Genomic DNA, 17,831 nt, shown 5'->3' with positions numbered 1-17,831 from the left:
CTTAAAGTGACGCTATTCACGTACTGACCTGTCGTGCTAAAGCTGGCTACGTAAATCACGGGGAGACTGAGAAAACTCCCGCTTAAACAAGGTGGAGAAATGGTTGCTATCGCCAAAGCCGCATTGATAGGCAATATCGGTAACACTGCTGTCGCTATAGCACAATTGACGGCGGGCTTGTAGCAAGCGCAAACGCGTCAGGTAACGTTGTGGTGTCATGCCGGTCTGGTTTTTTAACTGCCGATGTAGCGTGCGCAATGGCAATGCAAAGCGATCAGCCAGTGCTGACCACTCAATTGCTTCACTGTAGTTATTCTGTAACCAGTCCAACAATTGGCATAAACGCCCTTCTTGATCATCCCCCGTCTGCGCCAAACACCCCTGCCACAGTTGTACCAATAACTGCATAAATACACTTTCATTTAAGGCGATATCTTCAGCTCGCTCACTGTGAGGCGAACACTCAAGGCAGCTAATCAACTGTTTTACCTGTTGTAAAACCTGGCCGTTAACACGCCAATGGGAGGGATAAATACCGTCATTCTCACGCGGCAAAAAATGTTCCACACCGGACAAGAAGCGAAAAGCATCAGGCGCACGGAATAGGACGTTTGTGAGGAACAACGCATCGGTTGATTCAAACAGATGGCGATCATGGTCACGGACAAAACAGACACAACCACTGCTTAACGTGTAGGGGGTACCATTAAACACATGTACACCCGCCCCTTGCTCAACAATAATAATTTCATAAAAATCATGATGATGCTCAGGAAATGTCGATTGCGGGGCGCGAACTTCAATCGCCACGGATGCCGAACTGGAAGAGAAGAAATCAATACTGCGCAACACCGTCATCTTTTGCCCTCTTTCAAAAGACACGGCGAAATTGCCCTGCTTTACTCCTCGATAGTAAAAGCAGCAGTGTTAATGAAACCTTCAATTTTTGACGTTAAAAGCGACTTTGGCGGTGATTTTTTTTAGATATGTGCAGCAATGTTGAAAAGTATGCGCAGGGTCACAGGTGGGGGATGGGCGGCATAAACACAAAACTGTGAGCTATTTCACTTTAACTTTCGTCATTTTGCCAGCAAGCCATAGCGACTGGCAGTGATGAGAAGGTGCCAAGTAACGCAAATTTCTACACTGCTGAGCATTGAGAAACGACAGGCCGCTAATCATGCCCACACCAACAGCAGTAACACCGTCTGTAATCAACACACGGCACATTGTTGCCATCGACCTCGGTGCCTCCAGCGGGCGCGTGATGCTGGCCAGTTATCGCTCCAGCCCACAACAGCTTGAACTACGCGAAGTTTGCCGCTTTGTTAATCAGATTAAATCCATTGATGGCACCGATGTCTGGGATATCGATACCATTGAACAATCAATTCGTCAGGGACTGAATCAGCTCGATAGCGAAGGAATTCAGCTCGACAGCATTGGGATTGATAGCTGGGGGGTTGATTATGTGCTGCTTGATAAACAAGGCAAGCGCGTCGGGCAGCCGGTATCTTATCGTGACAGTCGTACTCAAGGCGTGATGGAACAGGCGCAGCAGTGCCTGGGCAGCAGTACGATTTACCGTCGCACCGGTATTCAATTTTTACCCTTCAATACGTTGTACCAATTGCGGGCACTCAGCGAGCAGCAGCCCCATTTATTGGCTGATGTCGCCCATCTATTGCTGATCCCTGACTACTTACACTATCGTCTTACCGGCCAGCTTAACTGGGAATATACCAATGCCAGTACCACCCAGTTACTCAACCTCGAAACCGGTGATTGGGATAGCGACTTACTGGCCTATGCCGGTGTCCCCGCCCATTGGTTTGCCAAACCCAGTAAACCCGGTAATACCATCGGTTACTGGCAAAGCGCCAGCGGCCAGCAGGTGCCGGTTATTGCGGTAGCCAGCCATGACACCGCCAGCGCGGTGCTTGCCGCGCCACTGGTTGATGCTGATGCCGCATACCTCAGCTCCGGCACCTGGTCACTGATGGGTTTTGAAAGCCTGACACCGATAACCCACCTGCAAGCGCAGGCCAGCAATATCACCAATGAAGGGGGTGCCGAGGGCCGTTATCGGGTACTGAAAAATATTATGGGCTTGTGGTTACTGCAACGCGCCACGGATGAGTTGCAGATTAAAGACTTACCGCACCTTATCGAACAGGCCGCATGCCAACCCGCTTGCCGCTCACTGATCAACCCCAATGACAGCCGTTTTATCAATCCAGCCAATATGTGCCGCGAGATTCAAAACGCCTGCCGCGAATACGGGATGCCGATCCCCACCACGGCGGCCCAACTGGCCCGTTGCATCTTTGACAGTCTCGCCATGTTGTACCGCCAAGTCGCCCAAGAGCTGGCTGAGTTGCGCGGATACCCAATCAGCCACCTGCATATCGTCGGCGGGGGCTGCCAAAACCAATTTCTCAATCAACTGTGTGCCGATGCCTGCGGCCTGAATGTCATCACCGGGCCGGTTGAAGCCTCGACGCTCGGCAATATTGGCAGCCAATTAATCGCCTTGGGTGACGTGCGTGATGTCGCTCACTACCGCCGTATCGTGGCGCATAACTTCCCGCAACACTCTTTATCTCCTCATGACAACGCTGACTTTGCCGCCCATTGGCCGCTATTCCAGTCACTGAGTCAACAACCTAAGGAACTTTGCATATGACGAACTCTATTGAACAGGCCTGGAGCCTGGCTAAACAGCGCTTTGCCGCCGTTGGCGTGGATGTTGATGCCGCACTTGCCCGCCTTGATACGCTGCCAGTCTCCATGCACTGCTGGCAAGGTGATGATGTCACTGGTTTTGAAAACCCGGATGGCGTGCTGACCGGCGGAATTCAAGCGACCGGTAACTATCCTGGGAAAGCACGTAATGCCACGGAATTACGCGCTGACCTTGAATTAGCGTTAACACTGATCCCCGGCCCCAAACGGCTTAATTTACATGCTATTTATTTAGAATCGGATACCCCGGTTGCGCGCAATAAAATCGAGCCTCGCCACTTTAGCCACTGGGTTGAATGGGCCAAAAAGCACCATTTGGGGCTGGATTTCAATCCATCCTGTTTCTCTCATCCACTGAGCGCCGATGGCTTTACCCTATCTCATGCTGATCCGGAAATCCGCCAATTCTGGATTGAGCATTGCCAGGCCAGCCGCCGTATTTCCGCTTATTTTGGCGAACAATTGGGCACACCGTCGGTCATGAATATCTGGGTTCCCGATGGCATGAAGGACAACCCTATCGATCGCCTTGCTCCGCGCCAGCGGTTGCTGTCAGCGCTGGATGAAATCATCAGTGAAAAATTAAATCCGGCGCATCACATTGATGCCGTTGAGAGCAAATTGTTTGGTATCGGTGCCGAAAGCTACACCGTAGGCTCCAACGAGTTTTATATGGGTTATGCCGCCAGCCGCCAGACCGCGCTGTGCCTGGATGCCGGTCACTTCCACCCGACTGAAGTGATTTCCGATAAAATCTCCAGCGCCATGTTGTATATTCCGCGCCTGCTGCTGCATGTCAGCCGCCCGGTGCGCTGGGACAGTGACCATGTGGTGCTGTTGGATGATGAAACTCAGGCTATTGCCAGTGAAATTATCCGTCACAACCTGTTCGACAGAGTTCATATCGGGCTCGACTTCTTTGATGCCTCCATCAACCGTATTGCTGCCTGGGTTATTGGTACCCGCAATATGAAAAGAGCCTTGCTGCGTGCCTTGTTGGAACCCACCGAGATGCTACGCCAATTGGAGCTGCGTGGTGACTACACCGCGCGGCTGGCACTGCTGGAAGAACAAAAATCCCTGCCTTGGCAAGCCATTTGGGAAGGGTATTGCCAGCGCAACGATGTACCGGTAGATGCCCGCTGGCTCGATGCGGTACGTGATTACGAACAACACACTCTCAGCCAACGTTAAGGATTCATCATTATGCAAGCGATTCTATCTTCCTGGTTTATTCAGGGAATGATTAAAGCCACCAGCGATATGTGGCGCAAAGGGTGGGATGAACGTAACGGGGGCAATATTAGCCTGCGGCTGTTGGCGGAAGAGGTTGAAGCTTATCGGAGCGACTTTTATTCGCAACCCCGAACCGTAGAACTTACCCAGCCGGCACCCGAACTGGCAAACTGCTGGTTCCTGGTGACCGGTTCCGGCAAGTTCTTTCGTAATGTGGAGTTGAACCCGGCGGAAAATCTGGTACTCCTGCAAGTCAGTGGTGATGGCATGGCTTATCACATTCACTGGGGCTTAACTCAAGGGGGGCTGCCGACCTCTGAGCTGGCCGCGCACTTCCAGTCTCATATCGTGCGTATACAGGTCAGTGGTGGCTCCGACCGGGTCATTATGCACTGCCACGCGACCAATCTGATTGCGCTCAGTTATGTGCAAAAACTGGATAACGCCAGCTTCACCCGATTGCTATGGGAGGGCAGCACCGAGTGTCTGGTGGTGTTCCCTGACGGGATTGGCATTGTGCCGTGGATGGTGCCGGGTACTGATGGCATCGGCAGTAAAACCGCTGAGCAGATGCGTGAACACAGCCTGGTGCTGTGGCCATTCCACGGTATTTTCGGCAGTGGCCCGACGCTGGATGATGCCTTTGGTTTGATTGATACCGCCGAGAAATCAGCCGAAATTATGGTAAAAGTCCTGTCGATGGGGGGCAAGCAGCAGACGATTTCCCGTGAACAATTGATTGCGCTGGCAGCACGCTTTGACGTTACGCCAATGGCCGCCGCGCTAGACGTATAACCTCTGTGACCTACCCCGTGCAAGGCTGGGTTAGGTCATTATCTTGTCTGCGTTATGTGAGGAGCACAGCATGAGTTTTATGTTGGCACTACCGAAAATCAGCTTGCATGGCACCGGTGCAATCGAGGATATGGTGAAATTACTCAGCGGCAAACAGTGGGGAAAAGCACTGATTGTCACTGACGGACAACTGGTTGAACTCGGCCTGCTTGACAGTCTGTTCGCTGCGATGAAACAGCATCAATTACCTTATGCCCTATTCAGCGAGGTTTTTCCTAACCCGACCGAGGCACTGGTAGAGGCTGGGCTGGCGGCCTTCAAGCAGCAGCAGTGTGACTATCTGATAGCCTTCGGTGGCGGCAGCCCCATTGATACCGCCAAAGCCATTAAGATTCTGAGCGCCAATCCGGGGCCATCCACTGCGTATTCCGGCGTCGGTAAAGTTAAGCATAGTGGCGTTCCCTTGGCTGCCATCAACACCACGGCCGGCACCGCCGCAGAACTGACCAGTAATGCGGTGATTATTGACAGTCTGCGACAAGTGAAAGAAGTCATTATCGACACCAATCTCATTCCTGATATCGCTGTTGACGATCCCGCCGTGATGCTGAATATCCCCGCCAGCGTCACTGCGGCAACCGGAATGGATGCCCTCACCCACGCTATCGAAGCGTATGTTTCATTAGGCGCACATACACTGACTGATCACTCGGCACTCGAATCGATCCGCCTGATCAGCCAATGGCTGCCGTTGGCGGTCGATGACGGTAAAAATCTGCACGCCCGTGAAATGATGGCGTGCGGCCAGTATCTGGCAGGCATGGCCTTTAACAGCGCCGGGCTTGGTTTAGTTCATGCCCTGGCGCATCAACCGGGAGCCACTCATAACCTGCCACACGGGGTATGTAATGCCATCTTGCTACCAATCATTGAAGAGTATAACCGCCCGCAGGCGGTCAGCCGCTTTGCGCGCATAGCACAGGCTATGGGGGTCAATACTCAGGAGTTAACCGATGAGCAGGCCAGCCATGAAGCGATAACCGCCATTCGACAACTGTCGCAACGTGTCGGGATCCCTGTCGGGTTCTCCGTGTTAGGCATTCAAGAAAGTGATATCGAAGGCTGGTTGGATAAAGCACTGTCTGATCCTTGCGCGCCTTGCAACCCACGTCCTGCCGATCGGGAACAGGTTCGCGCACTCTACTTACAGGCACTTTGATTGGGGTAATACCATGATACGCAAAGCCTTTGTCATGCAGGTTAATTCCGAAGCTCACGCCGAATACCAACGGCGACACTCGCCAATTTGGCCAGAGTTGGAGGCGGTGCTAAAAGCGCATGGGGCGCACCACTACTCAATATTCCTTGATGCTGATCGTAACTTGCTGTTTGGTTTCGTCGAAATTGAGTCAGAGGAGCGGTGGAAGGCCGTGGCTCAAACCGCCGTTTGCCAGCGCTGGTGGCAACATATGGCGGATGTGATGCCCAGTAACCCTGATGGTAGCCCAGTTAGCGAGGCGCTGCGGGAAGTGTTTTATTTGGAATAGTACGATCTATGTGGAGCTGCCCTCTGGCTCCACATATTTTCGGGCATATCCAGCCCTTGCACATAATCTTCAAATACCGCAGACCCCATCAATAAAACAACTCAGTGCGGGCGAATTTAACTTGCGGCTTGGATACACCAGATGCAACTGCCTGCCATTGCGGTAAAACCTCAATCAATTAGGTATATGCAGGGTAATATCGTCATCGATTACCCTGCCCGTGCGTCAACCAATACTGAAGGACGGGCGAGGCGTTGCAGGTCAGCGGCCAAGAGTTGTTGCACCAGTTCAACGCAGCGCAGAAAGCGCGTGTCGTAATCTGCCGATTCAACATGGACGTATTCAATGTTATTACTGCGCAGCATCTGCTCCAGTAAGCTCTGGAAAGATTTGCGGTCACGGTCACTGCCGAGGCTACGCAGCCCATCAGCGACCCAGGGTGTATTGTTTTCCAACAGAATAACCAGATCAAAGCGGTATTCATCAATCAGCGCCTGCACGAACGGGTGCTCTTTGCCTTCATACTTTTTGCAAAAAGCCTGCGTAGTAACAAAATCAGTATCAATAAAGGCCACTTTATTGGCGTATTTCACCGCAAAATCAACGTATTGAGCCTGCCCTAGCGCGATTTTGTCATAATCAGAATATTGTAGCGCCATCTCATCGCCACCCAGATGTGAGAAGACATAATCCCGACCATACTCCCACGCACTGGTGGTATTGAAGATATTGGCTAACTTATTGACTAGCGTCGATTTACCACTGGATTCGCCGCCAAGAATGGCTACGGTTCGGACAAAAAACGGTTTCACTTCGGTGGGAATATAATCCCAATAACGGAAAGGATCGCGACGGATCTGGCGGCCACTGATGTTCATAAATGAGCGCTGTGGGTCAATCAGAATAGTTTCAATGCCAAATTGCTCATTATAATGCGGCGCATCCTGACTCTCGCTAGAATAGATAAAATTCGGGGCAATCCCCTTCTCATTCATAAACTTTTTGACGCCACGACTCCAGACATCCCAACCATGCGGATAGGGCTCAATGCCGTTTTCATCAAATGAGTGAATATGGATATTTTTCTGATACTTAAAGGTTTGTAGCAACCAACGCAAGCGGTCACTGACGGTCGGCTGCTGTGACATTGAACTGTTTTCAAACAGCTCAAGATCACGAGGTTCATCGTAACAAAGAATGATATGCAATTCATCGACCTGGCTACAGGCGCGCTGGATTAAATAGATATGACCGGTGTGCAGCGGGTAAAATTTACCAAACACCACGCCGACTTTTTTCTCGCGACGTGGGAACTCCAGTTCGAGGAAACGGTGCAAAGCCTCAAGTTTTTGCGCACTGGGGCTTTTGATTTTGTCGTTGAGTAATTGGCTTAAATAACCTTTGGTCATACTGCTGGCTTCAGCCACCTGCTGTAAGGTGCAGCCCTTTTGCTTAATTGCCGTTTTGAGATAGTCGAATTGCAGCATACCGCCTCCTTGTTTAGTGCGCTAAACAAAAATAACACAGTATGCGGCAAGATGAACACGACTAAATGAGCGGTTATAAATCCTCTAGCACCGCCAGCGCATCCGCCAGTTTTTTCACCCCAAACACCTGCATATTGGGCAACGGTTTCTTCGGCATATTGGCATAAGGCACGATAGCGCGTTTAAAACCATGCTTGGCGGCCTCTGAAATACGCTCCTGACCACTTGGCACCGGGCGAATTTCACCGGCCAGCCCAACCTCACCAAACACCACTAAATCCTGCGGTAATGGGCGGTCACGCAAACTGGACACCAGTGACATCAGCAACGCCAGATCCGCGCTGGTTTCCGTCACTTTCACGCCACCGACCACATTGACGAACACATCCTGATCCGACATTTGTAAACCGCCGTGGCGATGCAAGACCGCCAGCAAGATTGCCAGCCGGTTTTGCTCCAGACCGACCGCAACCCGACGCGGATTAGACATCATTGAGTGATCCACCAGCGCCTGAATCTCTACCAACAGCGGGCGAGTCCCTTCCCACACTACCATTACCGAGCTGCCCGCAGTGACTTCATCACCACGGCTGAGGAAAATAGCCGATGGATTGCTAACTTCGCGCAAGCCTTGTTCGGTCATGGCAAATACGCCCAACTCATTGACGGCACCAAAGCGGTTTTTGTGGCTACGCAGAGTGCGAAAACGGGTATCCCCGTCACCATCAAGCATCACGGAGCAGTCAATACAGTGTTCCAACACTTTCGGCCCGGCCAGCGAGCCATCTTTGGTCACATGACCGACCATGATAATGGCCACACCACGAGTTTTGGCAAAACGAGTCAGATAGGCAGCAGTTTCGCGCACTTGCGCCACACTGCCCGGTGACGATTGGATATCCGCCATATGCATCACCTGAATGGAGTCAATCACCATCAGGCGCGGCTGCTCTTGCTCGGCAATCAGGCAAATTTGCTCAATACTGGTTTCCGACAACATGTTCAGGCCCGCAGTGGGTAAGCCCAAACGGTGCGCGCGCATCGCCACCTGCTGCAATGACTCTTCGCCAGTGACATACAGGGTTTTCATGTTTTCAGACAATTTGCACAGCGTTTGCAACAGCAGGGTACTTTTCCCCGCACCGGGGTTGCCGCCGATAAGAATGGCACTGCCCGGCACCACACCGCCGCCCAGTACCCGATCAAATTCAAGGAAGCCGGTTGAAAAGCGTGGCAGTTCATCGAGACTGATATCTGAGAGTTTCTGCACCCGACTAACCCCCGCATCACCGGCATAACCACCGAAACGTTCATTGCGCGACGATGACGATGTTGCCGCTGCCAGCCGAATCTCGGTTATGGTATTCCAGGCGTTACAGGCGCTGCACTGCCCCTGCCAGCGTGGGTAATCAGCCCCACATTCATTACAGACGAATGCCCGCTTTGGTGCTTTAGCCACGTTTCACCTCAATTTAACAATAAACATCCCCAAAGACATGGGTACTACAGTTAGCCAGCAAGCGAGTTTATCCCGATGAGCTTACTCAAGTAAGTGATTCGGGTAAGCGAGTGCCGCTAACAACGCTGTAGTGCCAAGGACGAAGGGGATTAGCGTTCTTCGTGTTTCAGGCTGCCGGTCAAAATACACAACACACTCAGCAAATCACCGTGGCGAATAGCCACTTTCGCTTTAGCATAAACTTTTGGTTTGGCGTGGAAAGCCAGCCCCAGACCGGCGGCCTGCATCATTTTCAGGTCATTGGCACCATCACCGATAGCCACGGTTTGAGCAATCGGGATATTCAGCTTTTCTGCCAGTTTGAGCAAGGTATCTGCTTTATATTGCGCATCGACAATCGGCCCCAGCACTTTGCCGGTCAGCTTGCCGTCTTTGATTTCAAGCTCATTGGCTGCCACTTCAACCAGCCGCAGTTTGTCGCGCAGGTATTCGGCATAATAGGTAAAACCGCCGGACGCAATCGCCACATGCCAATCCAGTGCCTGAAGCTTGCGCACTAAACTGGTCAGCCCTGGCATCAAGGGCAATTCATCACGTACTTGTTTGAGGATATTGGCATCCGCGCCTTTCAAGGTGGCAACTCGCTGGCGCAGGCTGGCGGCGAAATCCAGCTCACCTTGCATGGCGCGTTCGGTGACGGCAGCCACTTCTTCGCCAACACCGGCGAGCTTGGCAATCTCATCAATACATTCGATTTGAATAGCCGTGGAATCCATATCCATCACTAACAGACCCGGCGTGCGCAAATGTGGAATAGCCCCCAATGGCGCGACATCCAGCCCGCTCTCATCAGCCAGCGTTTTAATGCGCGGAGTCAGGCTGCCCGCCAGACGGATCACTTGATAATCTTCCACACACCAGGCGGAGACAATCACCATTGCCGCCCCCAAATGGCGTTGGAAATCGGTAATGCGCTTTTTATCCAGTTTTCTGCCGTACAACAGCCAACCTGTATGACCCGCACGATAATCCAGCGGCATAACTTCATCGCCACTGAGTGAAAGTGGCAGACCCGGCCATTGATAGATCTCCGCGGGAAGATCGCAATAGGTCAGACTATTAGACATGAATGGCTCCTGTAGAAACGGGGTAAAGGCCGACAAAAGGACGCATCAAGCTATCCTATCGCCCTGGCTTCTGGCAACATATACTCTAAATAACGTGAAGTATGACGGGTATAAAATCATCAAATTCGGCAAGGAACCTGCATGGCCAAGGCTAAATTAAAATCCCGACTGCACCGTACAGCTATTGTGCTGATTTGCCTGGCATTATTAGTCTTACTGATGCAAGGTGCATCCTATTTTAGTCTCAGTCATCAACTGGCCCGTTCGGAACAAGTTGAAGAACTGGCAAAAACACTGGCGAAACAAGTCACTTTCAGCCTGTCGCCCATCATGGACAGCGGTGATGACGATGTTGATAGCCAGAAAGTGGACGCCATCCTTCAGCAACTGACACAATCCAGCCGCATATTGGATGCCAGTGTGTATCAGATAGACGGTACGCTGGTCGCCAACGCCGGGGAGAACGTCAAGGTTCGCGACCGGCTGGCACTGGATGGTAAACGACCCGGCAGCTATTTCAACCATCAAATCGTTGAGCGGATCCCAGGTAAAAGCGGGCCGAGTGGTTTTCTGCGCATGACGCTGGACACCCACGTTCTGGCAACGGAATCCAAGCAAGTGGATAATACCACCAATTTGCTGCGTCTGATGATTCTGATGGCGCTGGCGGTGGGGATTATACTGGCTCGCACTCTGCTGCAAGGCCGCCGCAGCCGCTGGCAGCAATCACCTTATCTGCTGACCGCCAATAGGCCAGTCAAAGAAGATGAGAGTGAGGATGAAACGGCAGAATCAGACAAAAAACCGGATGATAAATAGATTTAGCTTCAGCGGCAGAGAGTTCTGCCGCTGAATAGGAAACGCAGTAAGAAGTTACTCTTTATCGCCCAGCAATACAGATTCCAGCGCAATCTCAATCATGTCATTGAACGTGGTTTGGCGCTCAGCAGCGGTGGTTTGTTCACCGGTACGGATATGGTCAGACACGGTACAGATAGTCAGGGCTTTCGCGCCGAATTCAGCCGCAACGCCGTAGATACCCGCCGCTTCCATTTCCACACCCAAAATGCCATATTTTTCCATCACATCAAACATTTGTGGATCTGGCGTATAGAACAGGTCAGCAGAGAAGATGTTACCCACACGGACATTCAGACCTTTCGCTTTTGCCGCATCAACCGCGTTGCGGGTCATGTCGAAATCAGCAATCGCGGCATAGTCGTGATCTTTAAAACGCAGACGGTTCACTTTAGAATCGGTACAAGCCCCCATGCCGATAACCACATCACGCAGTTTCACGTCAGCACGCACCGCACCACATGAACCCACACGGATGATTTTTTTTACGCCAAAATCCGTGATCAACTCTTTGGCATAAATGGAGCAGGACGGGATACCCATGCCGTGGCCCATAACAGAGATTTTGCGGCCTTTATAAGTACCGGTGAAGCCCAACATGCCACGCACATCGTTCACTTGCTTCACATCTTGCAGGAAGGTTTCGGCGATAAACTTCGCACGCAGCGGGTCCCCTGGCATCAGTACAACGTCTGCGAAATCACCCATTTCAGCATTAATATGTGGCGTTGCCATAATCACTTTCCTTAAAAGTCAGAGAATTAAAATTTATATTACTGAGCTGTTTTTAAGTTTGAACTACTTTGCACAGTTCAGAGAAAATCAGCCATCGCCAGCGCAGATGAGCACCGACAGTTTGGGCACGGCCAACGCACAGCCCCCAGAGCGTACACCTGGCCTTATAAAACCTGAGTACGTGAGGAGGGCGAGCACTGCCCGGGTTCAAAATGGCACGCTCAACTTAGCTGAATGACTTAAAGCATATTCTTACCGTAATCCATTGGAGAAAGGCCGAAATATGTCGCCACCGTCTGCCCAATATCGGCAAACGTCTCACGATGGCCAAGCGATCCCGGTTTTACTTTTGGGCCATAAACCAGCACTGGGATATGCTCACGGGTATGGTCAGTGCCCGGCCAGGTTGGGTCGCAGCCGTGGTCAGCGGTTAGGATTAAGATGTCATCTTCTTTTACCAGCGCCATCAGTTCCGGCAGGCGGCGGTCGAATAACTCCAACGCAGCAGCATAACCCGCAATGTCACGACGGTGACCGTAAGAGGAGTCAAAATCAACAAAGTTAGTGAACACGATGGTGTTGTCACCGGCTTTCTTCATCTCTTCGATGGTGGCATCAAACAGGGCATCCAGACCGGTGGCCTTCACTTTTTGCGTAATACCGACGTGGGCGTAGATATCAGCAATTTTACCGATAGAAACCACTTCACCGCCCTTCTCATCCACCAGTTTCTTCAACATGGTGGGCGCTGGCGGCTCAACGGCCAGATCATGGCGGTTACCGGTACGCTGGAAGTTACCCGGTTTGTCACCAAGGAACGGGCGCGCAATAACGCGGCCAATATTGTAGTCGCCTTCAGTCAGCTCTTCGCGGGCGATTTCGCACAACTCATACAAGCGATCCAGGCCAAAGGTCTCTTCGTGGCAGGCAATCTGGAACACCGAGTCAGCCGAGGTATAGAAAATCGGCTTGCCGGTTTTCATGTGCTCTTCGCCCAGTTGGTCGAGGATTACGGTGCCTGACGAGTGGCAGTTACCCAAATAGCCTGGCAGGTTGGCGCGTTTGACCAGTTTATCCAGCAGTTCCTGCGGGAAGCTGTTTTCCACATCGCTGAAGTAGCCCCAATCGAACAGAACCGGCACACCAGCAATTTCCCAATGGCCTGACGGCGTATCTTTACCGGAAGATAATTCGCTGGCGTAACCATACGCGCCAATGATGTTCGCATTCTTATCCAGCCCTGGCGGGAATTTACCCGTAGACTCTTGCGCCGCTTTACCCAGCCCTAAACGGCTCAGGTTTGGCAGCGTCAACGGGCCGCTGCGGCCAACGTTAGCTTCACCACGGGCGCAGGCTTCAGCAATATGGCCCAGAGTGTCAGCCCCTTCGTCGCCAAATTTCCTGGCATCCGCGCTGGCACCGATACCAAATGAGTCTAATACCATAATAAATGTACGTTTCATCATTATCTCCTGCGTGGATACACGCTCTGGGGGCGGCCATACTGCGCCAGTATAACGACGCGCTCCACCGCCCCACATACATAATTAATACCCGTCTACCAAGAACGACAGGCTCATATTTATTCTGTAATACGGCGATATATCACCGGTGTTTCTTCTGGCGCTTTATCGCCCAAGGTGATTGCTGCGCGTACCGCCTGTGCCGCCTGCTGCCAGTCATCTTCGCTATTGGCATGAATCACGGCTAATGGCTGCTGGCCATCAACTCTGGCTCCCAGACGGGCCATATCGGTAAAACCAACACTGTAATCAATAGGATCAGTTGCCCGACGACGGCCTCCTCCGAGAGAAACCACTGCCATACCTATGGCACGGGTGTCCATCGCGGTAACAATACCGGCTCGCTCAGCGAATACTGGCTTACTTAGCGTGGCAAGCGGCAGATAGTGGTCATAACGCTCAATAAAGTCTGACGGGCCTTTTTGTGCCGCAACCATGCGGCCAAAGACGTCAGCGGCTTTACCGTTATCCAGCACCGCCTGTAATTTGGCGCGAGCATCAGCCTCATCTTGCGCCAATCCCCCCGACAGCAGCATTTCAACACACAATGCCATTGTCACTTCCAAAAGGCGTGGGTTGCGATATTCGCCAGTCAGGAAGCGCACCGCTTCGCGGACTTCAACCGCATTACCCGCACTGGAAGCCAATACCTGATTCATATCGGTCAGCAGCGCGGTAGTTTTGCAACCCGCGCCATTAGCCACGCCGACAATCGCCTGTGCTAAATCGGCAGATAGCTGATAGGTTGGCATAAAGGCACCCGACCCCACTTTCACATCCATCACAAGTGCATCCAACCCTTCAGCCAGCTTTTTAGCCAGAATAGAGGCGGTGATAAGCGGGATGGAGTCCACTGTCGCAGTGATATCACGGGTAGCATAGAAACGTTTATCTGCCGGGGCCAGCGAACTGGTCTGACCGATAATTGCCACACCAACCTCCTGAATGATTTTACGGAACGTCTGATCATCAGGGAAAATATCAAAGCCCGGAATCGCTTCCAGCTTATCCAGTGTGCCGCCAGTATGACCCAAGCCACGACCAGAAATCATCGGTACATAGCCACCACAAGCGGCAACCATCGGGCCGAGCATCAATGATGTGACGTCACCGACTCCACCGGTGGAGTGTTTATCGACAATCGGGCCATTCAGTTTCAGGCTTTGCCAATTCAGTACTGCTCCAGAATCACGCATCGCCATTGTCAGCGCCACGCGCTCTTGCATGTTCATGTCGTGGAAATAGATGGTCATCGCCAAAGCAGCAATTTGCCCTTCGGAAACCACGTTGTCGCGAATTCCATTGATAAAGAAACGAATTTCTTCCTCGCTCAATGGCTGACCGTCGCGTTTTTTACGAATAATTTCTTGTGCCAGAAACAAGGCATCCCCCTGCTTGACCTGAATATAGGATGAAAACGGCCGATAGGCTGCTTTCGCAATTCAATTATGTTGAAAGCAATCAGTAACCGCTGCTTTTGGCATCACTCTGATGGCCCAATGTAGTCAGCAAGCTGCCCAGCAAACTGGACGCACCAAAGCGGAAATGGCGCGCATCGGCCCAGCCTTCTCCCATCAGTTGATCAGCCAATTGCAGGAATTGCGCGGCATCTTCAGCCGTGCGCACCCCGCCGGCGGGTTTGAAACCAACAGATTTGCTCACACCCAAGTCGCGGAGAGTGCGCATCATAATTTCGGCGCTTTCCAGTGTGGCATTGACAGGCACTTTACCGGTGGAGGTTTTAATAAAGTCAGCGCCAGCTTTGATGGCAATTTCAGACGCTTGTCGAATCAAATGTTCTTGTTTCAGTTCGCCGGTTTCAATAATTACTTTCAGTAATACATTTTCGGCTGCACAAGCTTCTTTGCATTGTTTCACTAACTCAAAGCCCACTTTGTCATTACCGGCCATTAACGCGCGGTAAGGGAAGACCACATCGACTTCATCGGCACCATAAGCAATCGCGGCACGGGTTTCAGCCAGTGCAATCGCAATGTCATCATTGCCGTGGGGGAAGTTGGTTACCGTTGCGATTCGTATTTCAGGTGTACCCTGCTCACGTAGCGCCTTACGCGCAACCGGGATAAAACGGGGGTAAATGCAGATGGCCGCAGTATTGCCAGCCGGACTTTTAGCCTGATGGCACAAAGCGATCACCTTTTGATCGGTATCGTCATCATTCAGGGTGGTTAAGTCCATTAAACTCAGTGCGCGTTTTGCATAATTGTTCAACGTCGCGTGGGCGGTTAAATCGGTCATAAAACTCTCCAACACTATTTCAGCCCCGGCACCTTGCCAAAACTGAGCATTTATTTTTGAGCCCGCAAAGTTACCTTACCGGTAGCTTTGGTTATGAGGCTCAATACGTTGGCGAGCGGACTTGGTTCCTTGAAGATAGCCCCTTGTATGGGTGGCAATTGAGATCCATCTCACCGCACTACCCTTCTTGCATGATGTTGCAGGCGGGCTACAACACCAATAACATTGGGTATAGACATACTTTCGGCTTTCAATCAGAAAAGCCAATAGCTCTATTTGAACACGTTATCGCCGCATGAGGTGTGTTCAATTTCACAATAATTAATAGTAACTTGTAACGGACTGGGATTATATGTGATTAGAATCACAAAATAACCTGTTTTATGGCTTTCTAAGCGCGATACGCCCACTCGCTTCAAGAATAGCTTATGGGCAGAAATACATCTGAAAAACCGATCGATTAGGCGCACCTACATAGGTACGGACAGCGCACAAGACCCGCCGCATACACCTGATCTTATAAACCAGAATAGGTGGCGGTGATGGGCGCTGCCCAATTTCAAAATATCGAGTCAATCAGCCTGATCACAGCGCCAGGAAGAAACCGGCGATTGTCGCACTCATCAAATTCGATAATGTGCCTGCCGCTACGGCTTTCAGGCCAAAGCGCGCGATATCATGACGGCGACTCGGTGCCATGCTGCCCAAGCCCCCCAGCAAAATAGCCACTGAAGACAAGTTGGCAAAACCACACAGCGCGAAAGAGATAATGGCTTTAGTGTGGTCAGACAACACCTGTAAACCCGCCGCTTTCACTAACTCTTCTGCCTGTAGGTATTGGCCGAAATTCATAAATGCCACGAATTCATTTACGATAATCTTCTGGCCGATAAATGAACCCGCCACCATCGCTTCGCTCCACGGCACCCCAATGAGATAAGCGATTGGCGAGAAGACCCAGCCCAGAATCAGTTCCAGCGACAATTGTGGATAATCGAACCAGCCGCCAATCCCCCCCAAAATACCATTTAGCAAAGCAATCAGTGCGATAAAGGCCAGTAACATCGCCCCGACGTTCAACGCCAGTTGCATACCCGATGCCGCACCGGATGCGGCGGCATCAATTACGTTAGCCGGGCGCTCATCTTCAGCAATCAGCGTTGTGGCATCGACGTTATCATGGGTTTTTTCAGTCTCGGGCACCATCAATTTCGCAAACAGCAACCCGCCGGGAGCCGCCATAAAGGATGCGGCAATCAGATATTCCAATGGCACCCCCATTTGGGCATAACCGGCCAGAACGGAGCCTGCGACTGAAGCTAAACCACCGCACATCACGGCAAACAGTTCCGATTGCGTCATCGTAGCGATATAAGGGCGCACCACTAACGGCGCTTCCGTTTGCCCGACAAAGATATTTGCGGTAGCTGAAAGGGATTCGGTACGTGAAGTACCCAGCAGCTTTTGCAAACCACCGCCCAACACTTTAATAACGATTTGCATGATGCCGAGGTAATACAAAACAGCAATCAATGATGAGAAAAAGACAATGACTGGCAAAACTCTCAGGGCGAAGACAAAACCACCACTGCCAAAAACTTCAAACATTTTGTCGGAAACCAAACCGCCAAAAATAAATGAGATCCCCTCGTTGCCGTAGGCAATGACGTTCGCGACCCCTTCAGACATGCCGCCCAAAATGCGGCGACCAATTGGCACATATAATACCAGTGCCCCAATCGCTATCTGGATAATAAATGCACCGACGACAGTGCGGATATTAATCGCCCTAAAATTACTTGAAAGAAGTACGGCTATTAATATCAGTACTGCCATTCCGACCAAACTCATGAGCATGTCGATATCCCTAATAGTGAAATCATTAATTAAATTGAAATAATTTTGGGAGGATTATACCGACATGACCTGGCTATCAAACAATCTCTGTCACAAATAAACACAACTGAGAGCAACTGGATAAACATAAGTGTGACAAGTGTCACATTAAAAATCATCAGTAATGGGCTTGGGCTAATAATTAGCGTGATATTTATATTTCA

At 51.3% G+C, this 17,831-nt stretch carries 15 protein-coding genes and 1 pseudogene; 6 read left to right on the top strand and 10 right to left on the bottom strand.

Annotation, left to right across the window (positions count from 1 at the left end; translation table 11 throughout):
* Window positions 1–36: 36 nt before the first annotated feature.
* Window positions 37–858, bottom strand: a complete 822-nt coding sequence (rhaS, locus tag AT01_RS15295) for an HTH-type transcriptional activator RhaS (protein WP_042547745.1) — start codon at window positions 856–858, stop codon at window positions 37–39.
* 409 nt (window positions 859–1,267) lie between these two features.
* On the opposite strand from rhaS, the gene rhaB reads away from it, so the two are divergent.
* The 5 genes from rhaB (at window position 1,268) to rhaM (ending at window position 6,323) form a co-directional block, all read left to right on the top strand.
* Window positions 1,268–2,686 carry a rhamnulokinase gene (gene rhaB, locus AT01_RS15290; protein ID WP_235427310.1) on the top strand — a complete coding sequence of 473 codons (1,419 nt, stop codon included), beginning with the start codon at window positions 1,268–1,270 and terminating at the stop codon, window positions 2,684–2,686.
* Window positions 2,683–3,939 (top strand): L-rhamnose isomerase, encoded by a 1,257-nt coding sequence (locus tag AT01_RS15285; RefSeq protein ID WP_042547744.1) that lies wholly within the window; start codon window positions 2,683–2,685, stop codon window positions 3,937–3,939. The genes rhaB and AT01_RS15285 overlap by 4 nt, the downstream gene beginning before the upstream one ends.
* A gap of 12 nt (window positions 3,940–3,951) precedes the next feature.
* The gene (gene rhaD, locus AT01_RS15280) at window positions 3,952–4,776 is read left to right on the top strand and encodes a rhamnulose-1-phosphate aldolase (protein ID WP_042547743.1); all 825 of its coding nucleotides are present in this window, start codon (window positions 3,952–3,954) and stop codon (window positions 4,774–4,776) included.
* A 70-nt stretch (window positions 4,777–4,846) separates the two neighbouring features.
* Window positions 4,847–5,995 carry a lactaldehyde reductase gene (fucO, locus tag AT01_RS15275; protein ID WP_042547742.1) on the top strand — a complete coding sequence of 383 codons (1,149 nt, stop codon included), beginning with the start codon at window positions 4,847–4,849 and terminating at the stop codon, window positions 5,993–5,995.
* Window positions 5,996–6,008: 13 nt separating this feature from the next.
* A complete protein-coding gene (gene rhaM, locus AT01_RS15270; protein ID WP_004701932.1) occupies window positions 6,009–6,323 on the top strand; it encodes an L-rhamnose mutarotase in 315 nt (104 codons plus the stop codon).
* On the opposite strand, the pseudogene AT01_RS22350 reads toward rhaM, so the two are convergent.
* The 4 genes and pseudogenes from AT01_RS22350 to serB all read right to left on the bottom strand — a co-directional run.
* Window positions 6,311–6,501, bottom strand: a pseudogene (locus AT01_RS22350) (hypothetical protein); the annotation flags it as partial. The gene rhaM and the pseudogene AT01_RS22350 overlap by 13 nt on opposite strands.
* A 31-nt stretch (window positions 6,502–6,532) precedes the next feature.
* The gene (nadR, locus tag AT01_RS15265) at window positions 6,533–7,810 is read right to left on the bottom strand and encodes a multifunctional transcriptional regulator/nicotinamide-nucleotide adenylyltransferase/ribosylnicotinamide kinase NadR (protein ID WP_042547741.1); all 1,278 of its coding nucleotides are present in this window, start codon (window positions 7,808–7,810) and stop codon (window positions 6,533–6,535) included.
* Between the two features lie 73 nt (window positions 7,811–7,883).
* Window positions 7,884–9,269, bottom strand: a complete 1,386-nt coding sequence (radA, locus tag AT01_RS15260; RefSeq protein ID WP_004701929.1) for a DNA repair protein RadA — start codon at window positions 9,267–9,269, stop codon at window positions 7,884–7,886.
* 149 nt (window positions 9,270–9,418) lie between these two features.
* Window positions 9,419–10,396, bottom strand: a complete 978-nt coding sequence (gene serB, locus AT01_RS15255; protein WP_042547740.1) for a phosphoserine phosphatase — start codon at window positions 10,394–10,396, stop codon at window positions 9,419–9,421.
* A 141-nt stretch (window positions 10,397–10,537) separates the two neighbouring features.
* Between serB and AT01_RS15250 the strand changes: the two genes are divergently transcribed.
* Window positions 10,538–11,215, top strand: coding sequence for a YtjB family periplasmic protein (locus AT01_RS15250; RefSeq protein ID WP_042547739.1), 678 nt, complete (start codon window positions 10,538–10,540; stop codon window positions 11,213–11,215).
* A gap of 54 nt (window positions 11,216–11,269) precedes the next feature.
* On the opposite strand, the gene deoD is transcribed toward AT01_RS15250, so the two are convergent.
* The 5 genes from deoD to AT01_RS15225 form a co-directional block, all read right to left on the bottom strand.
* A complete protein-coding gene (deoD, locus tag AT01_RS15245) occupies window positions 11,270–11,989 on the bottom strand; it encodes a purine-nucleoside phosphorylase (RefSeq protein WP_042547738.1) in 720 nt (239 codons plus the stop codon).
* A gap of 239 nt (window positions 11,990–12,228) precedes the next feature.
* On the bottom strand, window positions 12,229–13,452 hold the full coding sequence (gene deoB / locus AT01_RS15240) for a phosphopentomutase (RefSeq protein ID WP_042547737.1): 1,224 nt from the start codon (window positions 13,450–13,452) through the stop codon (window positions 12,229–12,231).
* A gap of 119 nt (window positions 13,453–13,571) precedes the next feature.
* On the bottom strand, window positions 13,572–14,894 hold the full coding sequence (gene deoA, locus AT01_RS15235; protein ID WP_042547736.1) for a thymidine phosphorylase: 1,323 nt from the start codon (window positions 14,892–14,894) through the stop codon (window positions 13,572–13,574).
* 79 nt (window positions 14,895–14,973) lie between these two features.
* On the bottom strand, window positions 14,974–15,771 hold the full coding sequence (deoC, locus tag AT01_RS15230; RefSeq protein ID WP_042547735.1) for a deoxyribose-phosphate aldolase: 798 nt from the start codon (window positions 15,769–15,771) through the stop codon (window positions 14,974–14,976).
* Between the two features lie 585 nt (window positions 15,772–16,356).
* A complete protein-coding gene (locus AT01_RS15225; protein ID WP_082039628.1) occupies window positions 16,357–17,628 on the bottom strand; it encodes a NupC/NupG family nucleoside CNT transporter in 1,272 nt (423 codons plus the stop codon).
* Window positions 17,629–17,831: the final 203 nt, after the last annotated feature.

Source organism: Yersinia aldovae 670-83 (assembly GCF_000834395.1).
Lineage (GTDB): Bacteria > Pseudomonadota > Gammaproteobacteria > Enterobacterales > Enterobacteriaceae > Yersinia > Yersinia aldovae.
The sequence above is the reverse complement of the archived record's forward strand: the minus strand, read 5'-3'. Positions and strand labels throughout refer to the sequence as shown.